This is a genomic window from Mycobacterium botniense (assembly GCF_010723305.1).
Classification (GTDB): Bacteria; Actinomycetota; Actinomycetes; order Mycobacteriales; family Mycobacteriaceae; genus Mycobacterium; species Mycobacterium botniense.
The window spans coordinates 752,817-775,774 of sequence record NZ_BLKW01000002.1 but is presented as its reverse complement, the minus strand read 5'-3'; the positions used below and the strand labels follow the sequence as shown (position 1 = coordinate 775,774).

Here is a 22,958-nt window from a genome sequence, read left to right as displayed (position 1 = left end):
GGGATACCGCCGGTGCGCCGACGGCGACCTACCCGGTCGGCACCGGTCGCCGGCCGCGGATCAGCCTGCCCGGACGGGCATTTGTGGGCACGCCGTTCTCGGCGATCACCTGACCGGAGACGATGGTGGCGACATAGCCGTCGGCGGTCTGGTCGAGCCGGCGCCCGCCAGCGGGCAGGTCATAGGTGATCACCGGCTTGTGCAGGCGAAGCCCCGCGTGGTCGATGACGTTGAGGTCGGCCTTGTAGCCCACGGCGACCCGCCCGCGGTCACCCAACCCCGCCACCCGGGCCGGCACCGAGGTGAGCTCGCGGACCGCTTCAGGCACCGAGAACCGCCCGGAGGCCCGGTCACGCGCCCAGTACGCCAGCAGGTAGGTCGGGTAGCTGGCGTCACAGATCATTCCGTAGTGCGCACCGCCGTCGCCCAGACCCAGCACCACATCATCGCGGTGCAGCAACGCGCCGACGGTGTCCAGCGAATAGTTCTCGAAATTGCTTGTGGTGACGAGCAGCATGGCGTGCCCGTCGTCGTCGAGCAGCCGGTCGTAGGCCTCCTCGATCGGTCGGACACCGCGAGCGCGGGCCCGGGCGGCGATGCTGTCGGAGTGCCGCGGCTCGTAATTGGGCTCGTCGCCCAGCGGGAAAATCCAGTTCCAGGCCTGCGCCAGATAGATCAGCGGGTGACCCTGCCCCGGCTTGTCGGCCAGAATCCGTTCGCGCACTTGGGGTTTACGCATCTCGGCGACGCGTTCAGGCAACGGCAGGTCAGCGATCTCATGGTAGCTGGGGTAGAGCACGAACGGGTGGGCACTCAGCTCCAGCCCGATCACCAGCCCGATCGGGCGCGGTAACAACTGGGCGGTGAACGAGCCCGCGCCCACCCTCTTGTTGGCGTTCTCGGTCATCGTGATCGCATCCGGCCACGTCGGCTCGCCGGCGTTGCCGATCGCCAGGGTGTACGTCACCGGCAGGCCGACGTCCTCGGCGACATCGAACACCTGCTGCAGCACCGGCTGATACCCGCCGGCGGGAACGTCGGGCACGAACTGGATCAGCCCGCCGCCGCCGTCGACGACGCCCTTGGCGATCTCGAGGATCTCCTCGCGGGCGGCGTCGTAACTTGGGATCGGCGCCCCGCTCGCGGTCTTGTGAATCATCAGCCGCGACGAGGCAAAACCCAGCGCGCCGCACTCGATGGCCTCCCGGGCCAGGGCCCGCATCGTGGCCAGGTCTTCGGGCGTGGCGGGTTCACGATCGGCGCCGCGTTGGCCCATCGCGTACACCCGCAGCGGCGAGTGCGGCAGGTAGACGGCCACATCGATATCGCGTTTGCCCGCATCGAGCGCATCCAGGTATTCGGGGAAGGTTTCCCAGGTCCACGGCAGGCCGTCGGTCATCACGACCCCGGGAATGTCCTCGACACCGGCCATCACGTCGACCAGCACGTCGTGGTCTTCGTGACGGCACGGCGCGAAACCCACCCCGCAGTTGCCCATCACCACGGTCGTCACCCCGTGCGCCGAGGAGGGGTTCAGCCGATCCGACCAGATGGACTGGCCGTCGTAGTGGGTGTGCAGATCGACAAAGCCCGGGGTGACCAGCAGCCCGGTGGCGTCGATCTCCCGGATACCGCTGCCGTCGACGCCTCCCGGCGCGCCGAGCGCGACGATGACGCCGTCTTTGACGGCCACGTCGCCGACGTACGGCTCACCCCCTAACCCGTCGACGATGTTGCCGTTGCGGATCACCAGGTCGTAGCTCACCTCAACAATCTACGACCGTGCCGGGGGCGGGTGCCAGGATCAATCGCGTGACCGTCGCGGCAGCCCCTGCGCCGCCCGGGCCGCTGCAGGTGCGGCCGGCGACCCTGACTCCCGCCCGATGGCGACAACCGCTGAACCCGTCTTTCCCGGGGCTGGGGGTGGCCCGTAATGTCGCGGTATGGCCGATACCGCCGCCGCAGCCCGGGAGGTGCTCCGCGACGCGTTCACCCGGCTGATCGAACACGTCGACGAGCTCACCGACGGGTTGACCGCCGAAATGTCCGGCTACCGGCCGGCTGCGCGCGCGAACAGCATCGCGTGGCTGATCTGGCACAGCGCCCGGGTGCAGGATGCGCAGGTCGCTGATATCGCCGGTGTCGAGCAGGTGTGGACCCGCGACGGCTGGGTCGACAGGTTCGCGTTACCGCTGCCGCGTGAGGACACCGGCTACGGGCACAGCGCGCAGGATGTGGCCAAGGTGCGTGCCCCCGCCGAACTGCTCTCCGGGTACTACCACGCAGTGCACACGCTGACCCTGGACTACATTGCCGGCATCAGTGCTGGCGAACTGTCCCGCATCGTCGACCGGCGCTGGGATCCGCCGGTGACGGCCAGTGTGCGGCTGGTCAGCATTATCGACGACTGCGCGCAGCACCTCGGGCAAGCCGCCTACGTGCGGGGGATCCTCGGGTAGGAGGGTTGCGAACCGCCGCCGCCCTGCTGTGCCCGGGCGCCATCGGCGGTCCACGCGGCACGGGATCGCCTCGATCTCTCACACGACGTCAGGCGTGCTCAAGACGTTGCGCTGCAGTGTGATTGCGGTGCAATCAGCAGGACCGCGCACGTTCTGCCCGCGTCGAGGCGGTCGTCGAGCCCCGGACCGGTGTCGGCGCGGCCCAGCCTCGCAGCACACCGGGCCCACGGAGCCGGCCCCCGGATGGGTGCCGGTGGCCGCGTCGTACCGCCGAAGAGCGCCCGCGGTCGGTAGGTTCTGCCACGGGACGCGCCATCATGTGTGCGTGAGGAGGGCGGCGTGCGGTTCGCGGCGACGGTGCTGTTATGGCTGGCCACCACGGTGGCGCTGGCAGTGACGATCCCCATCGCATGGGCGCAGAAAAATGTCGTCGACGCCGACGGTTACGCGGCGATGGCTCAACACGCTGCTGCTGACCCCGCCTTGCGGTCGGCGATGGCATCTGAACTATCCACTCGTGCAATGGAACTCATCACTAACCGGGGTTATACCGTCGACAGTTCGCTGGTGCAGGGTGTGGCCGGCGCATACACCGCGAGCCCGCAATTTCCGGTGCAGTTCGCGCAGGCAAACAGGACCGCACACGCCTGGATTTTCGCCGGCGCGCCGCCGGGGCAGGATTGGGTGGTCGATGTGGCCCCGATGCTGCGCGACCGCACCTTCGCAGAGTTGTGGAACGTTTTCCACCTCCAGGTGCCCGCGACGGTGACCGTCCCGTTGACGGTTGACATGCCGAAAAGGTTGCGAGCCGGAAAACTACGCCCGCTTACCGCCTGGGGCCCATGGCTGAGTGTCGGCGCGACGGTGCTGACCGGTGTCAGCGCGCTGCTGACGCTGGCCGTCGCGCGGAGCCGTGGGAAGGCGCTCAGCAGCCACGGTGTTTCGGCGCTGCTGGCGGGCGCGGCGGGCTGGGCAGGCATCGAGGTGGCCCAGCGCTACATCAACGACGCGCTCGACCACGCCTTCGGTGATATCCGCCTGATCGCCGAGGCGATGACCGGCACCGCGGAAAACAGCCTGCACCAATGGCTGAACCTCACCCTGGCCGCGGGCGGTGTGCTGGTGGTGTTCGGTGTGTTTGTTGCCATGCTGGGCGGCTTACGCAGAGCCGGCTAGCGTCGTCGAGCGGGCCTTCTGCCGGTGTGCGTGCCGAGCGTATTGTCTGCTGATGCGCGCCGTCAGCTGAGCGGCAAGGTGGCGAGGATCGCCCCGGTCGGCTGGGGTGAGCCGGGGCCGGGTTCGACGGTGAACGCCAGCGCGGTCGAGCCTTTCAGGTTGGACACCACAGCGGTCGCCGACGGCGCCAGCGCGCCCATCGTTCCCGCCGACCTCGGCCCGTGGGTGCTGACCAGCCATATCTGATAGACCTTTCCCGGTGACGGCGGCGGGACATTGTTCATCACCAGCACACCCGCATTGCGGTCGCGTGAGAACACCAGCGTGGCGGTACCCGAACCCAACGCCCCGGACACGGTACGGACATCCGGAGCGGCCAGCACCTGTTCAGCGACCGGGGGAGCCGGCGACGGCCGCAAGGCGATCCCGATGCCAAACGCGGCCAGGCCCACCACAATCGACGCAGCAGCAGCGAAAAACACTGTGCGCCAACTGAAATTTCGATGGTTTCCCGACTTGGCCGCAGCCAGTATGCGCGCGCGCAGATGCGCCGGTGGGTCGGCGGTGGTTGCTGCCGAAACCGCCGCCATCGTCTCGCGGACCGCGCGGACCTCGTCCCGGAAAGCCTGGGCGACCGGGGGCGAAGCGGCGGCTAGCCGCCGCTCGATGTCGGCCCGCTCCGCGTCGGAGACCGCGTGCAGGGCATACGGCGCGGCCAGTTCGAGCAGTTCGAAGTCCGCGGGCTCGGTCATGGCACACCCAGGCATTTACGCAAGCTGCGCAGCGCCTCGCGCATACGCGATTTGATCGTCGACAGGTTAGCCCTTAGCTGCTGCGACACTTCGGGATACGTCAAACCACCGTAATAGGCCAGTTCGATGCACTGGCGCTGCGTGTCGGTTAACGTGTTCAGGCACTCGCTCACCCGCCGCCGCTCGTCGCTGGCGATCACCGAATCCGCCACGACATCAGCCGACGGGTCGAGGTTAACTGCGCCGTAACGCGATTCGCGGACACTGCCGGCTTGTTCGGCGCGTACCCGGTCGACGGCGCGTCGGTGCGCCATCGTCAGCACCCACGCCAGCGCGGAACCCTTGGTGGGGTCGTATGCCGACGCGGTACGCCACACCTGCAGATAGACTTCCTGGGTGATCTCGTCGCTATAGCCGGAATCACGAACCACCCGGGTCACCACGCCGTATACCCGGGCTTTGGTCCGGTCGTAGAAGGCGGCGAACGCGTCTGAGTCGCCCCGCCCTACCCGGCACAGCAAGGCGTCCAGGTCGCGTGGTTGCCCCGGCACTTCGATCATCGAGCGGTAGCCTATCCCGAGCGGTGCCGCCACTGCGCTTGGTCGGCAACCGTCATGAGCCGCGAGGATCATCGCGGTGCCGAACGGGTCGGTGGTGCACGGAAAGCCTTCTGCCGCAATGGGAGTTGCCCCACCGGGTGTCGATGTCGTTTTCGGGCAAACGTGCGCTGCCGGCGTGCACCGGCGAGGAGGTCCTCCGCGCGCGCGAGCCCGTCGGCCGCCGAGAGCCGGGCGGCATGTGAAAGCGACAACGGTGCATCGGTGCCGGGCCAGCTGCGGCCTGCGGTGGCTGGATCTGTGTCATGGTTGGCACCCTTTCGTGTCGTCAACCGGGGTGTGGTGACCGCTTCTGCGCCGACTTGGTCTTGGTCACGAGGTATTCGCAGCCGACGCCCCGGCGGTTGGTCGTTCGGACACCGCGTTGCGAGCTCACGGACAGTATCGGAGCGGGATCCTGGCTGGGGGCATCAACGGTGGTGGGGCCCGCCTCATGATCCGCGCGCTGAACCGCGATCGCGTGGGTTCTCACCACGCCGATGCGGCCGGCCTTGCGCTCGCCGTCAGATACGCTACTGTCTACGATACTTAGCGTAGCGAAATTCCTTCTCGGCGGTACGGGAGGGGCCGGTGGCCGCAACACTCGGGCAAACCGTTCACATCGGTGGCGGCGCCGGGCTCAACGTGGTCGATCACGACGGGAACGCCCAGCGCCGACGGCGATCCGCTCAGTGCTGCCAGTGTCGCGGGACCCGCGTGGCGCTCAGACATTAGCGACGCTAATGTATAGCGAGCACTACGTTAGATGGACTAAGCTATGCCCACAGTGAGGAGGACGGTCGACATGTCAGGGACCGGGCCCACGGGGAGAAAACCATGGGCCGACAGGCTTTTTAGGTCGCATCGCAGTGGCAACCGCAACCATGCCGCATCTGAGCGGACCCGCTGACGTAACGGACGATCTGATGACGCCGGTGCGTGCACGGGGGTCGCTGGTCGATTCCGTCGGCCGGCGCGGGGGGAAGCGCGCGGGTACCGGCGTCGATGTCGGCGACCAAAGCTAGCGAAGAGGGGCGTGGTTTCCGATGTTCGGTGTTCTCAAGCGGGTGTGGATGCCGTTGCTCATCGTCGTCGTCGTCGTCATCGCCGGGTTCGCGGTGTACCGGGTTCGTGGGTACTTCGGTGCGCACGGCAACGCTGGGGGCTCGTCGGTCAGGTTCGAAGACACCAAACCGTTTCGCCCCAAGGTGGTGATCTACGAGATCTTCGGCCCGAACGGAGCGGTGGCGGACATCAATTACCTGGATCTCAACGCCACACCCCAGCGGGTGGACAAGGCGCCGCTGCCGTGGTCGCTGGAATTGTCGACGACCGACCCGGCGGTGAGCCCCATCATTGTGGCGCAGGGCCGCAGCGACACCATCGGCTGCCGCATCACCGTCGATGGTGTGGTCAAGGATGAAAGGATCTCCAACGGCGTGAACGCTCAGACCTTCTGTTTGGTGAAATCCGCATGAGCGCGACGACGAGCGACGCGCCCACCGACATCCTCCCGGCTCCGGTAGAGGTGGTGCGATCGCGTCTGCCGTTATGGATTCACCGGCTGGCGGTGCCGATCATCCTGGTCTGGCTGGCGATCACCGTCCTGCTTAATGTGCTCGTCCCTCAACTGGACGAGGTGGCGAAGATGCGCACGGTGTCGATGAGCCCCCAGGATGCGCCGTCGATGATCGCGATGAAGCGGGTCGGACAGGACTTTCATGAGTTCAAATCCGACAGCTCGGCGATGATCGTGCTGGAAGGTCAGAAACCCCTCGGCGACGCCGCGCACCGCTTCTACGACACGGTGGTCGCCAAGCTGCGGGCGGACACCAAACACGTCGAAAACGTCCAGGACTTCTGGAGTGACCCGCTGACCGCGGCTGGGTCGCAGAGCCCTGACGGCAAGGCCGCCTATGTGCAGGTGTATCTGGCGGGCAACCAAGGGGAGAGCCTGGCCAACGAATCCGTCGCGGCGGTGCAGAAGATCGTCAACAGCGTCCCGGCGCCGCCGGGGCTGAAGGCCTATGTGACCGGGGCGGCCCCGCTGCTGGCCGATCAGCGCATCGCCGGCGACCGCAGCCTCAAGCTGATCACCGGGCTGACCTTCGTCGTCATCATCGTCATGCTGTTGTTCGTCTACCGCTCGATCGTCACGGTCGCGCTGGTGATGGCAATGGTCTTCCTGGAGTTGGCGGCGGCCCGCGGCGTGGTCGCGTTTCTGGGCTACTACAAAATCATCGGGCTCTCGACGTTCGCCACCAACCTGCTGGTGATGATGGCGATCGCCGCGTCGACGGACTACGCGATCTTCTTGTTCGGCCGCTATCAGGAAGCCCGCACCCTCGGCCAGGATCGCGAATCGGCGTTTTACACGATGTATCGGGGGACGGGTCATGTGATCCTCGGCTCGGGCCTGACGATCGCCGGCGCCACCTTCTGCCTGCGCTTCACCCGGCTGCCGTACTTCCAGACTCTCGGTGTCCCGCTGGCGATCGGCATGCTGGTCGTCGTCTTCGCCGCCCTCACCCTGGGGGCGTCTGTCGTGGTGGTGGCCAGTCATTTTGGTTTGCTGGAGCCGAAGCGGGCGATGCGGATCCGCGGATGGCGGAAAATCGGTGCAGCGGTCGTGCGCTGGCCGCTGCCGGTGCTGGCCGCGACGGTGGCGGTCGCGTTGATCGGACTGATCACGTTGCCCAGCTACCGACCCGGCTATGACAATCGCAATTACATGCCGGCCGATATTCCGGCGAACCTGGGATACGCGGCCGCAGACCGGCATTTCTCCCAGGCCCGGATGAACCCGGATTTGCTGTTGCTGGAAACCGATCATGACATGCGCAATCCGGCTGATTTTCTGGTCATCGACAAAGTAGCCAAGGCGGTTTTCCGGGTGTCCGGCGTCGGGCGTGTGCAGGCCATCACCCGGCCCCTAGGCACCCCAATTGATCACGCGTCGATCCCGTTCGCGATCAGCATGCAGGGCACCACCCAGCAGCTCAATATGCAGTACATGCTGGACCGCATGAACGACATGCTGAAAATGGCTGATGACATGCAGCGGATGATCAACACGATGGAGAAAATGCTCGGCCTGATGCGCGAGATGTCGCAGACCACCCACAGCATGGACACCAAGATGCACGGTATGTTCGCCGATATCGAGGATTTGCGAGATCAGATCGCGAATTTCGACGATTTCTGGCGGCCGATTCGCAGCTATTTCTACTGGGAAAAGCACTGCTATGACATTCCCATCTGCTGGTCGCTGCGATCGATTTTCGACGCGCTCGACGGTGTCGACACGATGACCGACGACTTTCAGACTCTGTTGCCGGATATGGACCGGCTGGATTCGTTGATACCGCAGATGCTGACGTTGTTACCGTCGATGATCGCCACCATGAAGACGATGCGGACCTACACGCTGACTATGCAGCAAACCATGGGCGGCTTGCAGAATCAGATGAAGGCGATGATGGAAAACCAGTCGGCGATGGGCCACGCGTTCGACAAGGCGAAAAACGATGACTCGTTTTACCTGCCCCCGGAAGCCTTCGACAACCCCGATTTCAAGCGCGGTATCAAGATGTTCCTGTCACCGGACGGTCACGCGGTTCGGATGATCATCTTCCACGAGGGCGATCCCGCTTCGCCCGAAGGGATTTCGCGCGTCGAACCGATGAAGCACGCGGTGCATGAGGCGATCAAGGCGACCCCGCTGGAAGGCTCGAAAATCTACCTCGGTGGCACCGCGCCCATCTACCAGGACATGTCCACCGGGGCCATGTACGACCTGATCATCGCCGGAATCTCGGCGCTGTGTTTAATTTTCATCGTCATGCTGGTGATCACGCGCAGCGTGATCGCCGCGGCGGTCATCGTCGGCACCGTGTTGCTGTCGCTGGGCAGCGCCTTCGGTTTATCGGTGCTGATCTGGCAGCACCTGGTCGGGCTTGATGTGCACTGGATGGTGCTGGCGATGTCGGTCATCATCTTGTTGGCGGTCGGCTCGGACTACAACCTGCTGCTGGTGGCGCGATTCAAAGAAGAGATCCACGCCGGGCTGAACACCGGCATCATCCGGGCGATGGGCGGCAGCGGGTCTGTTGTCACGTCGGCCGGCCTGGTGTTCGCGTTCACCATGATGGTCATGGTGGTCAGCGATCTGCGCGTTATCGGCCAGGTCGGTACCACGATCGGCATGGGCCTGCTGTTCGACACGCTCGTCGTGCGCTCGTTCATGACGCCGTCGATCGCGGCGCTGCTGGGACGGTGGTTCTGGTGGCCACAGCGGGTACGCACCCGGCCTCCCCGGCATCACGGAGCGCCGGCCCGCGCAATCAGCCGCGAGCTCGCGGAAGCGCGGACCTAGCGCGCCTGCTTTTCGCGCGCGGCACGCCAACACCCCGCGGCGCCGTTAGTTGCGCGTACCCAATTGACCGCTCAGATAGAGGGCGCGGCATGCACGACGGGCTAACTTTCCGCTGGTGGTGCGCGGGACCGTGCCCGCGGTCACCAGTCGTATGTCTGCCACCGGTAACCCGTGCCGGCGCGACACCGCGGCCCGGATGGCCTGGACCACCGGTTCCGGGTCGACGCGGCCCGCGCCGGGTGCTCGCTCGGCGATGATGACCAGGCTCTCGGCGCGGTCGTGTCGTGTTGTGCCCGGAATCTCGTTGGCCGGCACGGAGAATGCTGCGATATAACCCGATCGCACGGCCGGTGATGCTGCGGCGGCGGTGGCCTCGATGTCCTGCGGGTAATGATTACGGCCGTCGATGATGATCAGGTCCTTGATGCGGCCGGTGATGTAGAGCTCGCCGTCGAGGTACACACCGAGATCACCCGTTCGCATCCACCGCCCATCGATCGGCGCGCCCTCAGCGTGGCTGCCGACCGGCAGCCGCGACTGCAGCGTGTTGCCGAAAGTTTCCCGTGTTTCCTCGGTCCGCGCCCAGTAGCCGCGACCGATATTGTCGCCGTGCAACCAGATCTCACCGATCTCGCCGTCGGGTAATTCCGCCCGGGTCTGCGGGTCGACGATCACCGCCCACTGGCAGCGCGCGACCCGACCACACGACACATAGGCCACGGCGTTGGGATCATCCGGGGTGACGCGCACAGCGTGCCCGGCGCCCAAGTGCTCTCGGTCGAGGTAGACGGCCGTCGCCTCGGCGCTGGGATCGATGGTCGAAACGAAAAGCGTCGCCTCAGCCATACCGTAGGAAGGCTTGATCGCCGTTTTCGGCAGCCCGTACGCTTCGAAAGCCTTCGTGAACTGGTTGATCGAATCGATCTTGACTGGCTCGGAGCCGTTGATCAGGATGACATTGCTCAAATCGATGTTCTCGCCCTCGGCGGGCAGGCCACGCTGTGCGACCAATTCGAACGCGAAGTTGGGTGCGGGTGAGACAACGCGCCCGCGGCGCGAACCCGCCGACAATGCGTGAATCCACCGTTGCGGCCTGCGGACGAACGCCATCGGCGACATGAAGGTGAGATGTCCCCCGTACAGCGCCGGGAAACCGATCATCATGAGGCCCATATCGTGGTAGAGCGGCAACCAGCTCACACCATGGATGTCGGTGTTATCCAACCGGATCGACAAGATCATCTGCAGCAGGTTTGTGCCGGCAGCACGATGAGTGATCTCCACCCCCATCGGGGTTCGTGTTGAGCCCGAGGTGTATTGCAGGTACGCGATGTCGTCAGTGGCCAGTGCGACAGGTGCGAAGGTGGCAGCGACCGAATCCGGTATTTCATCGATCGCAATAACCCGCGGCCTGCGGGCATGCGGGATCATTCGGACACACGCCTGAACCGCTTCGCTGGCCGCGGCAGTCGTCAAGAAAACGGTGGGCTGTGCGTCCTGGAGAATCGCATTGAGACGTTCAGCATGGCCCGGCAACTCGGGCGCGAATAACGGCAGGGCGATATTTCCGGCCATAATCGCGGCGAAGAACCCAACGACGTACTCCAAACCCTGCGGTGCCAGTACTGCGACGCGTTCGCCGGGCGATGTGACCTGCTGCAGGCGTGCGGCAATTGCGCGCGTTTTGGTGCCTACCTCCGCCCAGGTCAACTCGACGCCGGTGCCCTCCGCATGGTGGGTGTAATCCAGGTAGCGATACGCGACAGCGTCGCCGCAATAGGTGATGCTGCGGTTCAGAAATGTGATCAGGCTGACGCCATCCGGCAGGGCGATGCGACCATTGGCATCGAGATAGTCTTCCGCTCTCGGCGGATTTTGCATGCCACCGGCATCGCATGCGAAAGTGCTCATGTGTGAAAATTCTAAGAGATACCCTAAGAGATCGTGTCCCGCCTCTCGGGTAAGTCCGTAAAGTCTGGGCACCTGAGCGGCCTGTCATGCCGGGGTAAAAGGTCGTTTCGGCTGTCAGGTGGTTTGCTGGCGGGTTGGGGAAAGCCGATGTGCCCGACGTGTCCGCCGCGCCGGTACGCGGGGCTACGGGCCTCGGTGCGCGTTATGCCGTCGGACGATTTCCGCATGGCGCGGTTTGCCGGATTTATGGGCGATCACCGCACGCCGACGTTCGGTTGATCGCCGGCACGGGAGAGGTTAAACCCGCCACTTTTCACACAAGTCACACAAGCGGACAGCGGGTCACCGGAGTTCGCCGCACATCGGGCGCTTTGCTGACCAGCTGGTGCGGTCCGCTCAACCCGCGAATCAGGTCCAGCCCCACACCGACATGTCGCCGGGGGGATACTGCGCGCAGTTGTCGGTCTCCTTGGCGACCACGCCCTTGTTGTTGAAGAAGATCTTCATGTGGTTCGGCCAGGCCAGCCACAGCGGGTCAGCGACGGGCGCGTAAAAGTTCTCCGAGTAGTTCCGGCGCTCCTCCGGCGACAACGAGTAAAACCAGTGCACCTTATCCTGGACTGCCTGCTGAACGTTGGGGTGATTGTTGTAGTCGATCATGTAACGCTCGAAATACACCGGGGCATAGTCTCGCGCGGCGGCCAGTATCTGCTCGGCTGTGCAGGTGGTCGTAATCATCCGGCGAGGTATCGGGAAGTCCTCGGTGGAGTCGGCTGTGGCCGTCTTCGGGAATGCCAGAGCGGCGATGCCGAGGGCGAGGGCTGCCGCACCGGTCCGCAGAATTCGATGCCGCATCATAAGCACACCCTAACACTGCGTCACCCGTCACGGGCGGCGAGGTTCTGTTGTCCGTGCAGGTCGGCCGATGAAATCCGAGCCGGCATTGCTCGGTGCCGCGCTGACGGGGCTCAGTCCCCGGGGGTGAGCATTCGCGACAGAAACGAAAAGCTCAGCGCCGAGTTGAACGCGACCTGGGCGTTGTCGGCCGCACCGGCGTGCCCGCCTTCGATGTTCTCGTAGTACCAGACGCGGTGCCCCGCCGCCTCCAACGCGGCGGTCATCTTCCGGGCATGCCCCGGATGCACGCGGTCGTCGCGGGTGGACGTGGTGATCAGCACCGGCGGGTAACGGACCTCCGCCGAAATATTGTGGTAGGGCGAGTATTCGGCGATGAACTGCCAATCGGCCGGGTTGTCCGGATCACCATATTCGGCGACCCACGACGCCCCGGCGGAGAGCAGATGGAACCGGCGCATATCCAGCAGCGGCACATGGCACACCAGCGCGCCGAAAAGCTGGGGGTATTTGGTCAGCATGACACCCATCAGCAGGCCGCCGTTGCTGCCGCCTTGCGCGCCCAGCTGCCCGACGGTTGTAATCCCGCGGTTCACCAGATCGGTTGCCACCGCAGCGAAGTCTTCGGCCACTTTGTGCCGTCCGGCCCGCATCGCCTGGGTGTGCCACCGGGGACCGTATTCGCCACCGCCGCGGATGTTGGCCAGCGCGTATGTGCCGCCGCGACTGAGCCAGAGCCGCCCCAGCACCCCGTCGTATCCGGGGGTTCGCGACACCTCGAATCCGCCGTAGCCGGAAAGCAGCGTCGGCCCCGGCGCAGTCGCATCGGCCGGCCGCACGACGAAATACGGGATCGGCGTGCCGTCTGCGGAAGTCGCGAAATACTGTGCCACACTGAGGTTTCGGGCATCAAAGAAGGCCGGCCCGGACTTGATGTTTTCCAGCGGCTCGCCGGGGGTGCCGCGCAATAGCCGGGACGGCGCGTCGAATCCGCTGGAGTCGAGGTAGAACTCGTCGCCGGTGTGGTCGGCGGCGACGATCACCGTGTTCGTTGCCGCGGGAATGCCCGGCACCGGCTCACGCACCCAGTCGTCGGGTGTGACGATCTCGACACGGCTGGCCACGTCGGCCAGTGTGACCAGCAGCAGCCGATCGCGGGTCCACGCGTATTGATGCAGGCAGGTGTGCTCGTCAGGTTCGAACACGACTTGCACGTGAGCTGTGCCGGCGAGGAACTCGTCATAGGGGGCGGCCAGCAGTGAGCCAGCGCTATATTCGGCGGCCCCGGTGACCCAGTCGGTGCGGAGCTCGATCAAAAGCCATTGCCGATGCACAGACACCGTTGCGTCGGTGGGGGCGTCGATACGGATCAGCTCCGAGCCGCGCAGCTCGTAGACCTCGTCATTGAAAAAGTCGAGGGCGCGCCGCAGCAGGGTGCGTTCGAAACCGGGTGTGCGGTCGACAGAAGCCGCGACCATGACGTCGGTGCGGGCCCCTTCGAAAAGCGTCTCGGCCTCAGCCAGCGGCTGGCCGCGCCGCCACCGCTTGACCAGTCGCGGATAACCGGATTCGGTCAGTGAGTCGTCACCGAAGTCGGTGCCCACCAGCACGGTGTCCGGGTCGGCCCAGCTGATATAAGTCTTGGCCTCCGGCAGCACGAACCCGTCGGCGACGAATTCGCGCGCCACCATGTCGAATTCACGGATAACAACGGCGTCGGCGCCACCACGCGACAGGCCGATCAGCGCGCGGGTGTGGTCAGGTTCGAGGACCGTGGCGCCGGCCCACACCCAGCTCTCGCCGTCAACCCGGCCCACGTGATCGACGTCGATGAGCACGTCCCAGTCCGGGGAGTCGCTGCGATAGCTGTCCAGTGTGGTGCGCCGCCACAGCCCGCGCGGGTGCACGGCGTCGCGCCAGAAGTTGTAGAGGAACTCACCGCGGCGGCGCACGTAGGGGATACGCGTATCGGTATCGAGCACCTCCAGCGCTTCGGCGCGCATCCGCTCGAACTGCTCATCGCAGTACTCCTTCAGCGTGGGCGCGTTGTGTGCGCGCACCCAGTTCAGCGCCTGCTCACCGGTGATGTCCTCCAGCCACAGGTAGGGGTCGTCGAGCTGGTCAGCGGTCACTGGAAGTCCAGAAATGCGACATGTAGTCATTGTGGCTGCGGCGGTAGTGTGAGCGGTATTACATCAAAGGAACGAGGAGCTGAGCCGATGACCGTCTACGCACGACCGGGCTCCACCGGCGCACTGATGTCGTATGAATCCCGCTACGACAACTTTATCGGGGGCGAGTGGGTGCCGCCCGTGCATGGCCGGTACTTCGAGAACCCGACACCGGTGACCGGCCAGATATTCTGCGAGGTGCCGCGCTCCGACGACGCCGACATCGAGAAGGCGCTCGATGCCGCGCATGCCGCGGCTCCGGCCTGGGGCAAGACCGCGCCGGCCAAGCGGGCACTGATCCTCAACGAGATCGCCGACCGCATCGAGGACAACCTCGAAGCGCTGGCCCTGGCTGAAGTCTGGGACAACGGTAAACCGATCCGGGAGGCGCTGAACGCCGATCTGCCATTGGCGGTCGATCATTTCCGCTACTTCGCTGCCGCGATCCGCGCCCAGGAAGGATCACTGTCGCAAATCGACGAGCACACCGTCGCCTATCACTTCCATGAGCCGTTAGGGGTTGTCGGTCAGATCATTCCGTGGAACTTCCCGATCTTGATGGCGTCGTGGAAACTGGCGCCGGCGCTCGCCGCCGGTAACACCGTGGTGCTCAAGCCCGCCGAGCAGACACCGGTGTCGATTCTCTACCTGATGTCGCTGATCGGCGACCTGCTGCCGCCGGGTGTGGTCAACGTGGTCAACGGGTTCGGCGCCGAGGCCGGTAAGGCGCTGGCCTCCAGCAACCGCATCGCCAAGGTCGCGTTCACCGGTGAGACCACCACGGGCCGGCTGATCATGCAGTACGCCAGCCACAACATCATCCCGGTCACCCTGGAGCTCGGCGGTAAGAGCCCCAACATCTTCTTCTCCGACGTGATGGCCGCACACGACGACTTCCAGGAAAAGGCGCTGGAAGGGTTCACCATGTTCGCCCTCAACCAGGGCGAGGTGTGCACGTGTCCGTCGCGCAGCCTGATCCAGGCCGACATCTACGACGAGTTCCTGGAGCTGGCAGCGATCCGCACGAAAGCCATTCGCCAGGGCGATCCGCTAGACACCCAGACCATGATCGGCTCGCAGGCCTCCAACGACCAGCTGGAAAAGGTGTTGTCCTACATTGAGATCGGCAAAAGCGAGGGCGCCACGATCATCACCGGCGGCGAGCGCGCCGATTTGGGCGGCGACCTGGCCGGCGGCTACTACGTGCAGCCGACGATCTTCACCGGCGACAACGCGATGCGCATTTTCCAGGAGGAGATCTTCGGGCCGGTGGTGGCCGTGACGTCGTTCCGCGATTACGACGACGCCATCAGCATCGCCAACGACACTCTCTATGGGCTGGGCGCGGGAGTGTGGAGCCGCGACGGCAACACCGCCTACCGGGCCGGCCGCGACATCCAGGCCGGCCGGGTATGGGTCAACTGCTACCACGTCTACCCGGCCCACGCCGCGTTCGGTGGCTACAAGCAGTCGGGATTCGGGCGGGAGAACCATAAAATGATGCTCGACCACTACCAGCACACCAAAAACCTGATGGTGTCCTATTCCGAGAAGGCTCTCGGATTGTTCTGATGGTCGCCCGGGTGTTGATCACCGCTGCCGCGGCGGCGCTGTTGAACCAGCTGCAGGAGCGCCACGGCCCAGTGATGTTCCATCAGTCCGGTGGCTGCTGCGACGGTTCCTCGCCGATGTGTTATCCGGACGGGGAGTTCATCGTCGGCGACCGCGACGTGTTGTTGGGTGTGCTCGATGTGGGGCCAGACGGTGTGCCGGTGTGGATTTCCGGACCGCAGTTCGAGGCCTGGAAACATACCCAGCTGATTATCGACGTGGTGCCCGGCCGGGGTGGCGGGTTCAGCCTGGAAGCGCCGGAGGGCATGCGGTTTTTGTCCCGCGGGCGGGTTTTCACCGAGGCGGAGAACGCGCAGCTGCACACCGCTGGCCTGATCACCGGCGCGGACTACGCGCGCGGTGCGCGGCCCGCCGGGCGCGCTCCGGTGGTGGCCGAGGCGGCCGATGCCTGCCCGGTGCCGGCGGGCGCGCCGGGCATATCGGGTGCCGGCGGGCCGCGCGCCCCAGTAATCTCGTAGACCGTGATCCCGCTGCCGCGTCCGTGGTTGTTGACCAGCGCCATGCTGGTGGGCACCGCGGCCGGGCTGGTGGCTGGGGTGGCAGCTACCCTGCTGGTGCATGCCCGCATCCGGCCCGATATCGTCATTGCGCTCGTCGTCGGTGTGCCCACCGCGATCGGGCTGGTGCTGCTGGTGTTCTCCCGGCGTCGCTGGGTGACGGCGCTGGGCGCGTTTGCCGTGGCGGTGGCGCCCGGGTGGTTTGGTGTGCTGGTCGCCATCCAGGTGGTGTTCGGTGCCTGACGAAGCTTCCGAGGACCGGGAATCCCAGCCGACCACCGAACCGTACACCCCGGTTTTCGACACTGGCCAGCATCGGCAGCTGCCGGAACCGGCGGACACCGGAGAGCAGGCGCCGCCGGCGTCGACGCCGATTCCGCGCACCGAACCCGAGGACGCCCACCGTGACGCACCGCGACGTGAGCCAATCCCCCCGGTGGCGCTGTCGGTCACCGTGCCCGGCCGATATCACTACCTGAAATGGTGGAAGCTGGTGCTGGTCATCGCCGGGGTGTGGGTTGTCGCGGCGCCGATCGGTCTGGGCCTTTTCTACTGGTGGTATCACTCGACCGACAAGACGCCCACGGTGTTCGCGGTGCTCGTCTACGTCGTGTTATGCACCGTCGGCGGGTTGATGCTGGCGATGGTGCAGGACAAACCGCTCCTTGCGGCGCTGGCAATCGCGGTGATCTCGGCGGTGTTCGCCTCGCTGGCCGCCGCGGCACCGCTGTATGGCTACTACTACTGCCAACGAGTGCCGCATTGTCTGGCCGGGATCATTCCGTATTGACCCGGCGGATTCCAGTGAACGTCGCAACACCAAGGCTCTGCGGAGGTTGCGGTGGGAGCACAGCGAAAGACCCGACACGGCGACGTGGAGAAGCAGCAGTGGTTCGGTCGGCTGATTGCCCAAGGGGTCAGCAACCGCCAAGCGTGCCGGATCGTGGGAATCAACCGCAGGACCGGGACACGCTGGCGCTACGGGCGCACAATCCGCAACACTGCCGGCGAGCCGGTGCACTATCCACCGGTGAGTCTTGCAGCACCCAAGCCGCGCCATCCTCGATATTTGTCGTCGGCGGAGAGGACGATGATCGCCGATTTACACCGCGGCGGTGTCAGCGTGCGCGGTATCGCCGAGGAGCTGGGTAGGGCGGCCTCGACGGTCTCGCGGGAGCTACGCCGCAACGCCGACGATCAGGGCCGCTACCTGCCGGCTACGGCGGAGCGGCTTACTGTCGAGCGGCAATCCCGGTCGCGGACGCGCCGCGTAGCGCGTGATGAGCAGCTATGCGCTGTGGTGGCCGAGCTGTTAGGCAAGCGGTGGAGTCCTGAACAGGTGGCTCATGAACTGCCGGTGCGGTTTCCTGACCAGCCCGAGCGCCATCTGTGTACCGAGTCGATCTACCAGGCGATCTATGATCCCAAGACCGCGTTAACCCGTCCGGCCAAACGGCGGCGCCGGCGGCGCCGACGCCGGATCCAGGGCCTGGAACGCCGTGGTCGGCTCACCGCTATGACGATGATCGCTGATCGACCGGTCGAGGTCGAGGCCCGGGTGCAGGTTGGGCATTGGGAGGGCGATTGCCTCATGGGTGCTGGAAACCGGTCGGCGATCGGCACTCTCGTCGAACGCGTCACGCGCTTTGTCATCCTTGTCCACGTGCCCACGAGCCGACCGACCGCGGAGGCGATGCGCGATGGCGTCATCGACGCACTGGGCGCTCTTCCCGCCCATCTGCGCCGGACGCTGACCTGGGATCAAGGCAAAGAACTTGCGCTGCATCAACAGATCACCGCCCACATCGGCACACGCGTGTTCTTCTGTGACGCGCACTCACCGTGGCAGCGCGGCTCCAACGAGAACACCAACGGCTTGCTGCGCGACTACTTTCCCAAAGGCGCTGACCTGGCCAATATCTCACCCCAGGAACTGCAACGCGTCGCCGACGAACTCAACGACCGGCCCCGCAAAACCCTCGACTGGGCCCGACCCGCCGACCTGATCACCGACGCCGTCGTCGTCACGGGCAGGACCGCATAAGCCGCATGGTTGATCAGCCCCAAAAGATCGCGGTGGGATCACGATCCACCTCAGCCAACAACTCCTCGACACCGGCAGTGGGCGACACCAGATCATAGATGTGGAAGCGCAGGTTGCGGTCCCGCCAATACAACGACCACATGCCGGTGGTCTTCGTGTAGCGCAGCCGAGCGATCGGGAACCGGGTCCACTCCGAGCCCTTATCCGCCCGCCACGACCGGCGGCACTCCACGATCGTCAGATGACGCTCAGCAACGTCGACCTCAACGCGGACCCCGTCACGGATCTGGGCAGGCACCCTGTCCCGACACCACCGCCGCACCCGCGCCACATCCATCTCCGGCAGACCCTCCACTCCACTAGTGTTGCAACCGTCCCGTTGCGACGTTCACTGGAATCCGCCCCCTTATTGACCCTTATTGACGCGCTCGCCGAGGATACCAACGGTGTCCGCGCCGCGGGCACGGTCAGTCCACGCGTTGTGGTCGCGCTGATGGGTGGTCACAACAAGCAGCCGATCGCAACTGGTGGGCTGCTGTTTCCGCACAACAAACGCTGCCGCGGCATCCGCTGCTGCGCCGGTGTAGAGCCGACGGCAAAGATGTCAGGTCAGGCGCGCGGCGCGCAGGTCGTCGAGCGTGCCGGTGAGGTCGTCGGCGTCGAGGCGCCGAGCGCGCCACATAGTCGGTGGCGATCGGCGCATGTTTACTCCGTGTCCGTGAGCTCCCGGGGAGCCGGTGCGGTCGCGGTGGCCGCGGGTGCCGGGGCGGCGGTCTGCAGGGCAGGCCACCAAATGGGCGGCCCGATCATGGTGAACACCGCGGGAACCACTAATGTGCGCACCACGAAGGTGTCCAGCAGGATACCGAGCCCCACGATGATGCCCAGTTGGGTCAGCACGATCAGCGGGAGCACGCCGAGCACGCAGAACACCGCGGCCAGCACGATTCCCGCGCTGGTGATCACCCCGCCGGTGGCCGACACGGCGCGGACGATGCCGTCGCGCGTGCCGTGCTGGGGGGTTTCTTCGCGGGCGCGGGTGACCAGGAAGATCGTGTAGTCGACGCCGAGCGCGATGAGGAATAGCAGCGCGAACAGTGGCGTGGTCTGGTCCAGCGCGGGGAACCCGACGACATGCACGCTGGCCCACCCGCCCAGGCCCAGCGCCGCCACCGCGCTCAATGCGGTGATCGCAACCAGGATCGGCGGGGCCAGTGCCGCGCGCAGCAGCGCGGAGAGCACAGCGAGCACAACGGCCAGAATGGCCGGGATCACCACCAGACGGTCTCGGGTGGCCGCGTCGCGGGTGTCCAGGGCGGCCGCGTCCGACCCGCCCACCAGGGCGTGCGGGTCGGCGGCTTTCACCGCCGCTCGCAGAGCTCGAATAGTGGTGAACGAGCGCCCGGAGGCGGGGGCGGCGTCGATCACCACCGACCATTGGGTGAGGCCCTGGGCGGTGTGGCCGGCGTTGGTCACCGATACCACGCCGGGCGTGGCGGTGATCGCGCGTTGGATCGCGGTCGCGCGGTCGGTTGCGCCGATGACGACAGCGGGATCGCTGACACCGCCGGGAAAATGCGCGGCCAGTGTCTCATAGCCGGCGACCGAGTCGGCGCGCACCCGGAACTGCTGGGTCTGGGTCAGGCCAAACGGGGTGCCCACCAGCCCGGTGGTCAACAGAGCAAGCGCGGCAATCGCGGTCACTGCCACCCGAACCGGGTGGCGGGTCACCGGATCGGCGATGCGGTGCCACACTCCCGCAGTGGCCAAATCCGGGCTGCCCAGCCGGGGGATGAACGGCCAGAACACCCGCACCCCCAAGACGGCAAGCAGCGGCGGCAGCACGACCAGCACGAAAAGGGCCGCGACCACAAGCCCGCAGCTGCCCTGAACACCGAGGCTGCGGGTGCTCGGCGACGACGCGAACAGCAGCATCAGCAACGCCAGTACCACGGTGGCGTTGCTGGCCACGATCGCCGGGCCGGCGGTTCTGACCGCGGTGCGCAGCGCGGCGCGGTGCTGCCGGGTGCGGGCCAACTCCTCGCGATAGCGCGAGATCAGCAACAACGCGTAGTTGGTGCCGGCGCCGAACACCAGCACGCTGGTGATGCCCGCGGTGGCTCCGTCGACGGTCAGGCCGGCGTGCCGTGCGATCGCGGCGCCCACGACCGCTGAGACCCGGTCGGCGAAGCCGATCACCGTCAGCGGCACCACCCACAGGATCGGGGAGCGGTAGGTGACGATCAGCAGGAGCGCCACCACCAGCGTGGTGATCACCAGCAGCGCGATGTTGGCGTTGGTGAACGCGTTGGCGATGTCTGCGCCGAACGCCGGACCACCGGTGACGTGTGCGCGCAGGCCCCCCGGCAGCCCGGCTGCGGCGGCGCGGCGCAGCATCTGGACGGCGTCGCTGAGCGCGAAGCCGGAAAGACTGGCGCTCAACGGTATTGAAGCCAGCGCAACCTGCCGGTCACCGGAGACCACCAGCGCTGGTGCTGCAACCGGCTGACCCGCGGCCATCAGCATCCGCCGCCGGGCCTGAGCGGCCGCGTCAAGGTCCGCGGCGGAGAGGGCCGAGCCGTCGGTGCGGCGGACCACCAGGATGACCGGGATCCGGTCGCCACCGGGAAAAGCTGCGCGCGCGGTGTCGGCGTGTGCGGACTCGGCGGCGGGGGGCAGCGACACCGGTGAGCGATCGGCCGCGTCGCTGCTCCCGCTCACCGCGATGAACGTGCTCGCGACCAGGGTCACCGCGAGCGCCGCCATCCAGCAGCGCGGGCCAGTGACCGCGGCGGAGAATCGCTCCCAGCGGGGCAGCCGTTCAGTGTCCAGCCGGTGCACATCGGATACTATTTCAGAAATTGAAATATTCATCAAATTAAAATCCGGCAGCGTCGGGTTCCGGCGGCGTGCCGCGTCCCTCATCGACGCCCACCACGACACCATCGGGGTCGAGACGACCGCGTTGGTGAGCCGGCACCGGGACTCCGGCGGTGCGCGGATGACAGCGCCGGTGTCTCCGCACACCGGACCCGACGGTTCGTGGGTGATTCGGTTCTGCATGCCCACGCCCCACTAGGGTGGGCACGTGACCCACTACGACGTCGTTGTCCTTGGAGCCGGTCCCGGCGGGTATGTCGCGGCGATTCGTGCCGCTCAACTCGGTTTGAACACCGCAATCGTCGAACCCAGGTACTGGGGCGGGGTCTGCCTCAATGTCGGCTGCATCCCGTCCAAGGCCCTGCTGCGCAACGCCGAACTCGTCCACATTGTCACCAGGCAGGCCAAAACCTTCGGCATCAGCGGCGAGGTGACCTTCGACTACGGCGTGGCCTATGACCGCAGCCGCAAGGTGGCCGAGGGCCGTGTCGCCGGGGTGCACTTTTTGATGACGAAAAACAAGATCACCGAAATCCACGGGTATGGCCGCTTCACCGACGCCAACACCCTGTCGGTGCAGCTCAATGACGGCGGCACCGCCACCGTCACCTTCGACAACGCCATCATCGCCACCGGCAGCAGCACTCGGTTGATTCCGGGTACCTCACTGAGCCGGAACGTCGTCACCTACCAGGAGCTGATTCTGAGTCGGGACCTGCCGGAGTCGATCATCATCGCCGGCGCTGGCGCCATCGGCATGGAGTTCGGCTACGTGCTCAGCAATTACGGTGTCGACGTCACCATTGTGGAGTTCCTGCCGAGAGCGCTGCCCAACGAGGATGCCGAGGTGTCCACGGAGATCGAGCGGCAGTTCAAAAAGCTGGGTGTCAAAATCCTCACCGGAACCAAAGTGGAAGCCATCCGCGACGAAGGTACCGCGGTGACGGTGACCGTCAGCAAAAACGGCCAGCCCGAGGAGCTCAAGGCTGCAAAAGTCTTGCAGGCCATCGGATTCGCGCCCAATGTCGAGGGCTACGGGCTGGATCAGGCCGGGGTGGCGCTGACCGGGCAGAAGGCCATAGGCATCGACGACTACATGCGCACCAACGTGGGCCATATCTATGCGATTGGGGATGTAACCGGCAAGGCGATGCTGGCGCATGTTGCCGAAGCCCAGGCTGTGGTGGCCGCCGAAACCATAGCCGGCGCAGAGACGATGCCGCTCGGTGATTACCGCATGCTGCCCCGGGCGACATTCTGCCAGCCCCAGGTGGCCAGCTTCGGGCTCACCGAACAGCAGGCCCGCGACGAAGGTTATGACGTCAAGGTCGCCAAGTTTCCGTTCACCGCCAACGGCAAGGCGCACGGTCTCGGAGACCCCAGCGGCTTCGTCAAGCTGGTGGCCGACGCCAAATATGGCGAACTGCTCGGCGGACATCTGATCGGTCACGATGTCTCCGAGCTGTTGCCGGAGCTCACTGTGGCGCAGAAGTGGGATCTGACGGCGTATGAGTTGGCACGCAACGTCCATACTCACCCGACGATGTCGGAGGCCCTGCAGGAGTGTTTTCACGGTCTGGTCGGTCACATGATCAACTTCTGAAGCGGCT

18 protein-coding genes are annotated in these 22,958 nt (G+C 65.7%); 10 read left to right on the top strand and 8 right to left on the bottom strand.

The window, feature by feature from the left end:
- Positions 1-28 precede the first annotated feature (28 nt).
- On the bottom strand, positions 29-1,765 hold the full coding sequence (locus G6N08_RS03915; protein WP_163754570.1) for an N-acyl-D-amino-acid deacylase family protein: 1,737 nt from the start codon (positions 1,763-1,765) through the stop codon (positions 29-31).
- A 178-nt stretch (positions 1,766-1,943) separates the two neighbouring features.
- Between G6N08_RS03915 and G6N08_RS03910 the strand changes: the two genes are divergently transcribed.
- Together G6N08_RS03910 and G6N08_RS03905 are read left to right on the top strand one after the other, a co-directional pair.
- A complete protein-coding gene (locus G6N08_RS03910) occupies positions 1,944-2,459 on the top strand; it encodes a mycothiol transferase (RefSeq protein ID WP_163754566.1) in 516 nt (171 codons plus the stop codon).
- A gap of 339 nt (positions 2,460-2,798) precedes the next feature.
- Entirely contained in the window at positions 2,799-3,635 is an 837-nt protein-coding gene (locus G6N08_RS03905; RefSeq protein ID WP_163754562.1) for a hypothetical protein, read from the top strand.
- A 62-nt stretch (positions 3,636-3,697) separates the two neighbouring features.
- On the opposite strand, the gene G6N08_RS03900 is transcribed toward G6N08_RS03905, so the two are convergent.
- Complete coding sequence (locus G6N08_RS03900; protein WP_163754558.1) at positions 3,698-4,387, bottom strand: anti-sigma factor; 690 nt, start codon at positions 4,385-4,387, stop codon at positions 3,698-3,700.
- The gene (locus tag G6N08_RS03895; RefSeq protein WP_163754555.1) at positions 4,384-4,947 is read right to left on the bottom strand and encodes a sigma-70 family RNA polymerase sigma factor; all 564 of its coding nucleotides are present in this window, start codon (positions 4,945-4,947) and stop codon (positions 4,384-4,386) included. The genes G6N08_RS03900 and G6N08_RS03895 overlap by 4 nt, the downstream gene beginning before the upstream one ends.
- 1,082 nt (positions 4,948-6,029) lie before the next feature.
- Here G6N08_RS03895 and G6N08_RS03890 point away from each other — a divergent pair.
- On the top strand, positions 6,030-6,461 hold the full coding sequence (locus tag G6N08_RS03890) for an MmpS family transport accessory protein (protein WP_163754552.1): 432 nt from the start codon (positions 6,030-6,032) through the stop codon (positions 6,459-6,461).
- A complete protein-coding gene (locus G6N08_RS03885) occupies positions 6,458-9,358 on the top strand; it encodes an MMPL/RND family transporter (protein WP_163754549.1) in 2,901 nt (966 codons plus the stop codon). Before G6N08_RS03890 ends, G6N08_RS03885 begins: the two co-directional genes overlap by 4 nt.
- Positions 9,359-9,403: 45 nt before the next feature.
- Here the strand turns inward: G6N08_RS03885 and G6N08_RS03880 are convergent, their stop codons facing one another.
- The 3 genes from G6N08_RS03880 to G6N08_RS03870 all read right to left on the bottom strand — a co-directional run bounded on the left by G6N08_RS03880 (position 9,404) and on the right by G6N08_RS03870 (position 14,286).
- Positions 9,404-11,269 (bottom strand): fatty acyl-AMP ligase, encoded by a 1,866-nt coding sequence (locus tag G6N08_RS03880; protein WP_163754546.1) that lies wholly within the window; start codon positions 11,267-11,269, stop codon positions 9,404-9,406.
- Between the two features lie 408 nt (positions 11,270-11,677).
- Positions 11,678-12,127, bottom strand: coding sequence for a DUF5078 domain-containing protein (locus G6N08_RS03875; protein ID WP_174813247.1), 450 nt, complete (start codon positions 12,125-12,127; stop codon positions 11,678-11,680).
- Positions 12,128-12,237: 110 nt separating this feature from the next.
- Positions 12,238-14,286, bottom strand: a complete 2,049-nt coding sequence (locus G6N08_RS03870) for a prolyl oligopeptidase family serine peptidase (RefSeq protein ID WP_163754540.1) — start codon at positions 14,284-14,286, stop codon at positions 12,238-12,240.
- A 57-nt stretch (positions 14,287-14,343) separates the two neighbouring features.
- Between G6N08_RS03870 and exaC the strand changes: the two genes are divergently transcribed.
- Genes exaC through G6N08_RS03845 form a run of 5 tightly spaced genes read left to right on the top strand, consistent with a single transcriptional unit; the run spans position 14,344 to position 18,468 of the window.
- Positions 14,344-15,867: an acetaldehyde dehydrogenase ExaC gene (gene exaC, locus G6N08_RS03865; RefSeq protein WP_163754538.1), complete on the top strand. Its 1,524-nt coding sequence runs from the start codon at positions 14,344-14,346 to the stop codon at positions 15,865-15,867.
- Positions 15,867-16,385 carry a DUF779 domain-containing protein gene (locus G6N08_RS03860; protein ID WP_163754537.1) on the top strand — a complete coding sequence of 173 codons (519 nt, stop codon included), beginning with the start codon at positions 15,867-15,869 and terminating at the stop codon, positions 16,383-16,385. The genes exaC and G6N08_RS03860 overlap by 1 nt, the downstream gene beginning before the upstream one ends.
- 3 nt (positions 16,386-16,388) lie before the next feature.
- A complete protein-coding gene (locus tag G6N08_RS03855; RefSeq protein ID WP_174813246.1) occupies positions 16,389-16,667 on the top strand; it encodes a putative holin in 279 nt (92 codons plus the stop codon).
- The gene (locus G6N08_RS03850; protein ID WP_163754522.1) at positions 16,660-17,214 is read left to right on the top strand and encodes a hypothetical protein; all 555 of its coding nucleotides are present in this window, start codon (positions 16,660-16,662) and stop codon (positions 17,212-17,214) included. The genes G6N08_RS03855 and G6N08_RS03850 overlap by 8 nt, the downstream gene beginning before the upstream one ends.
- 51 nt (positions 17,215-17,265) lie before the next feature.
- Complete coding sequence (locus G6N08_RS03845) at positions 17,266-18,468, top strand: IS30 family transposase (RefSeq protein WP_163753247.1); 1,203 nt, start codon at positions 17,266-17,268, stop codon at positions 18,466-18,468.
- A 13-nt stretch (positions 18,469-18,481) separates the two neighbouring features.
- Here the strand turns inward: G6N08_RS03845 and G6N08_RS03840 are convergent, their stop codons facing one another.
- Both G6N08_RS03840 and G6N08_RS03835 read right to left on the bottom strand, forming a co-directional pair.
- The gene (locus G6N08_RS03840) at positions 18,482-18,823 is read right to left on the bottom strand and encodes a DUF3024 domain-containing protein (RefSeq protein ID WP_246216557.1); all 342 of its coding nucleotides are present in this window, start codon (positions 18,821-18,823) and stop codon (positions 18,482-18,484) included.
- Between the two features lie 350 nt (positions 18,824-19,173).
- Positions 19,174-21,234 (bottom strand): MMPL family transporter, encoded by a 2,061-nt coding sequence (locus G6N08_RS03835; protein WP_163756643.1) that lies wholly within the window; start codon positions 21,232-21,234, stop codon positions 19,174-19,176.
- Positions 21,235-21,556: 322 nt separating this feature from the next.
- On the opposite strand from G6N08_RS03835, the gene lpdA reads away from it, so the two are divergent.
- Positions 21,557-22,951, top strand: coding sequence for a dihydrolipoyl dehydrogenase (lpdA, locus tag G6N08_RS03830; RefSeq protein ID WP_163754519.1), 1,395 nt, complete (start codon positions 21,557-21,559; stop codon positions 22,949-22,951).
- Positions 22,952-22,958: the final 7 nt, after the last annotated feature.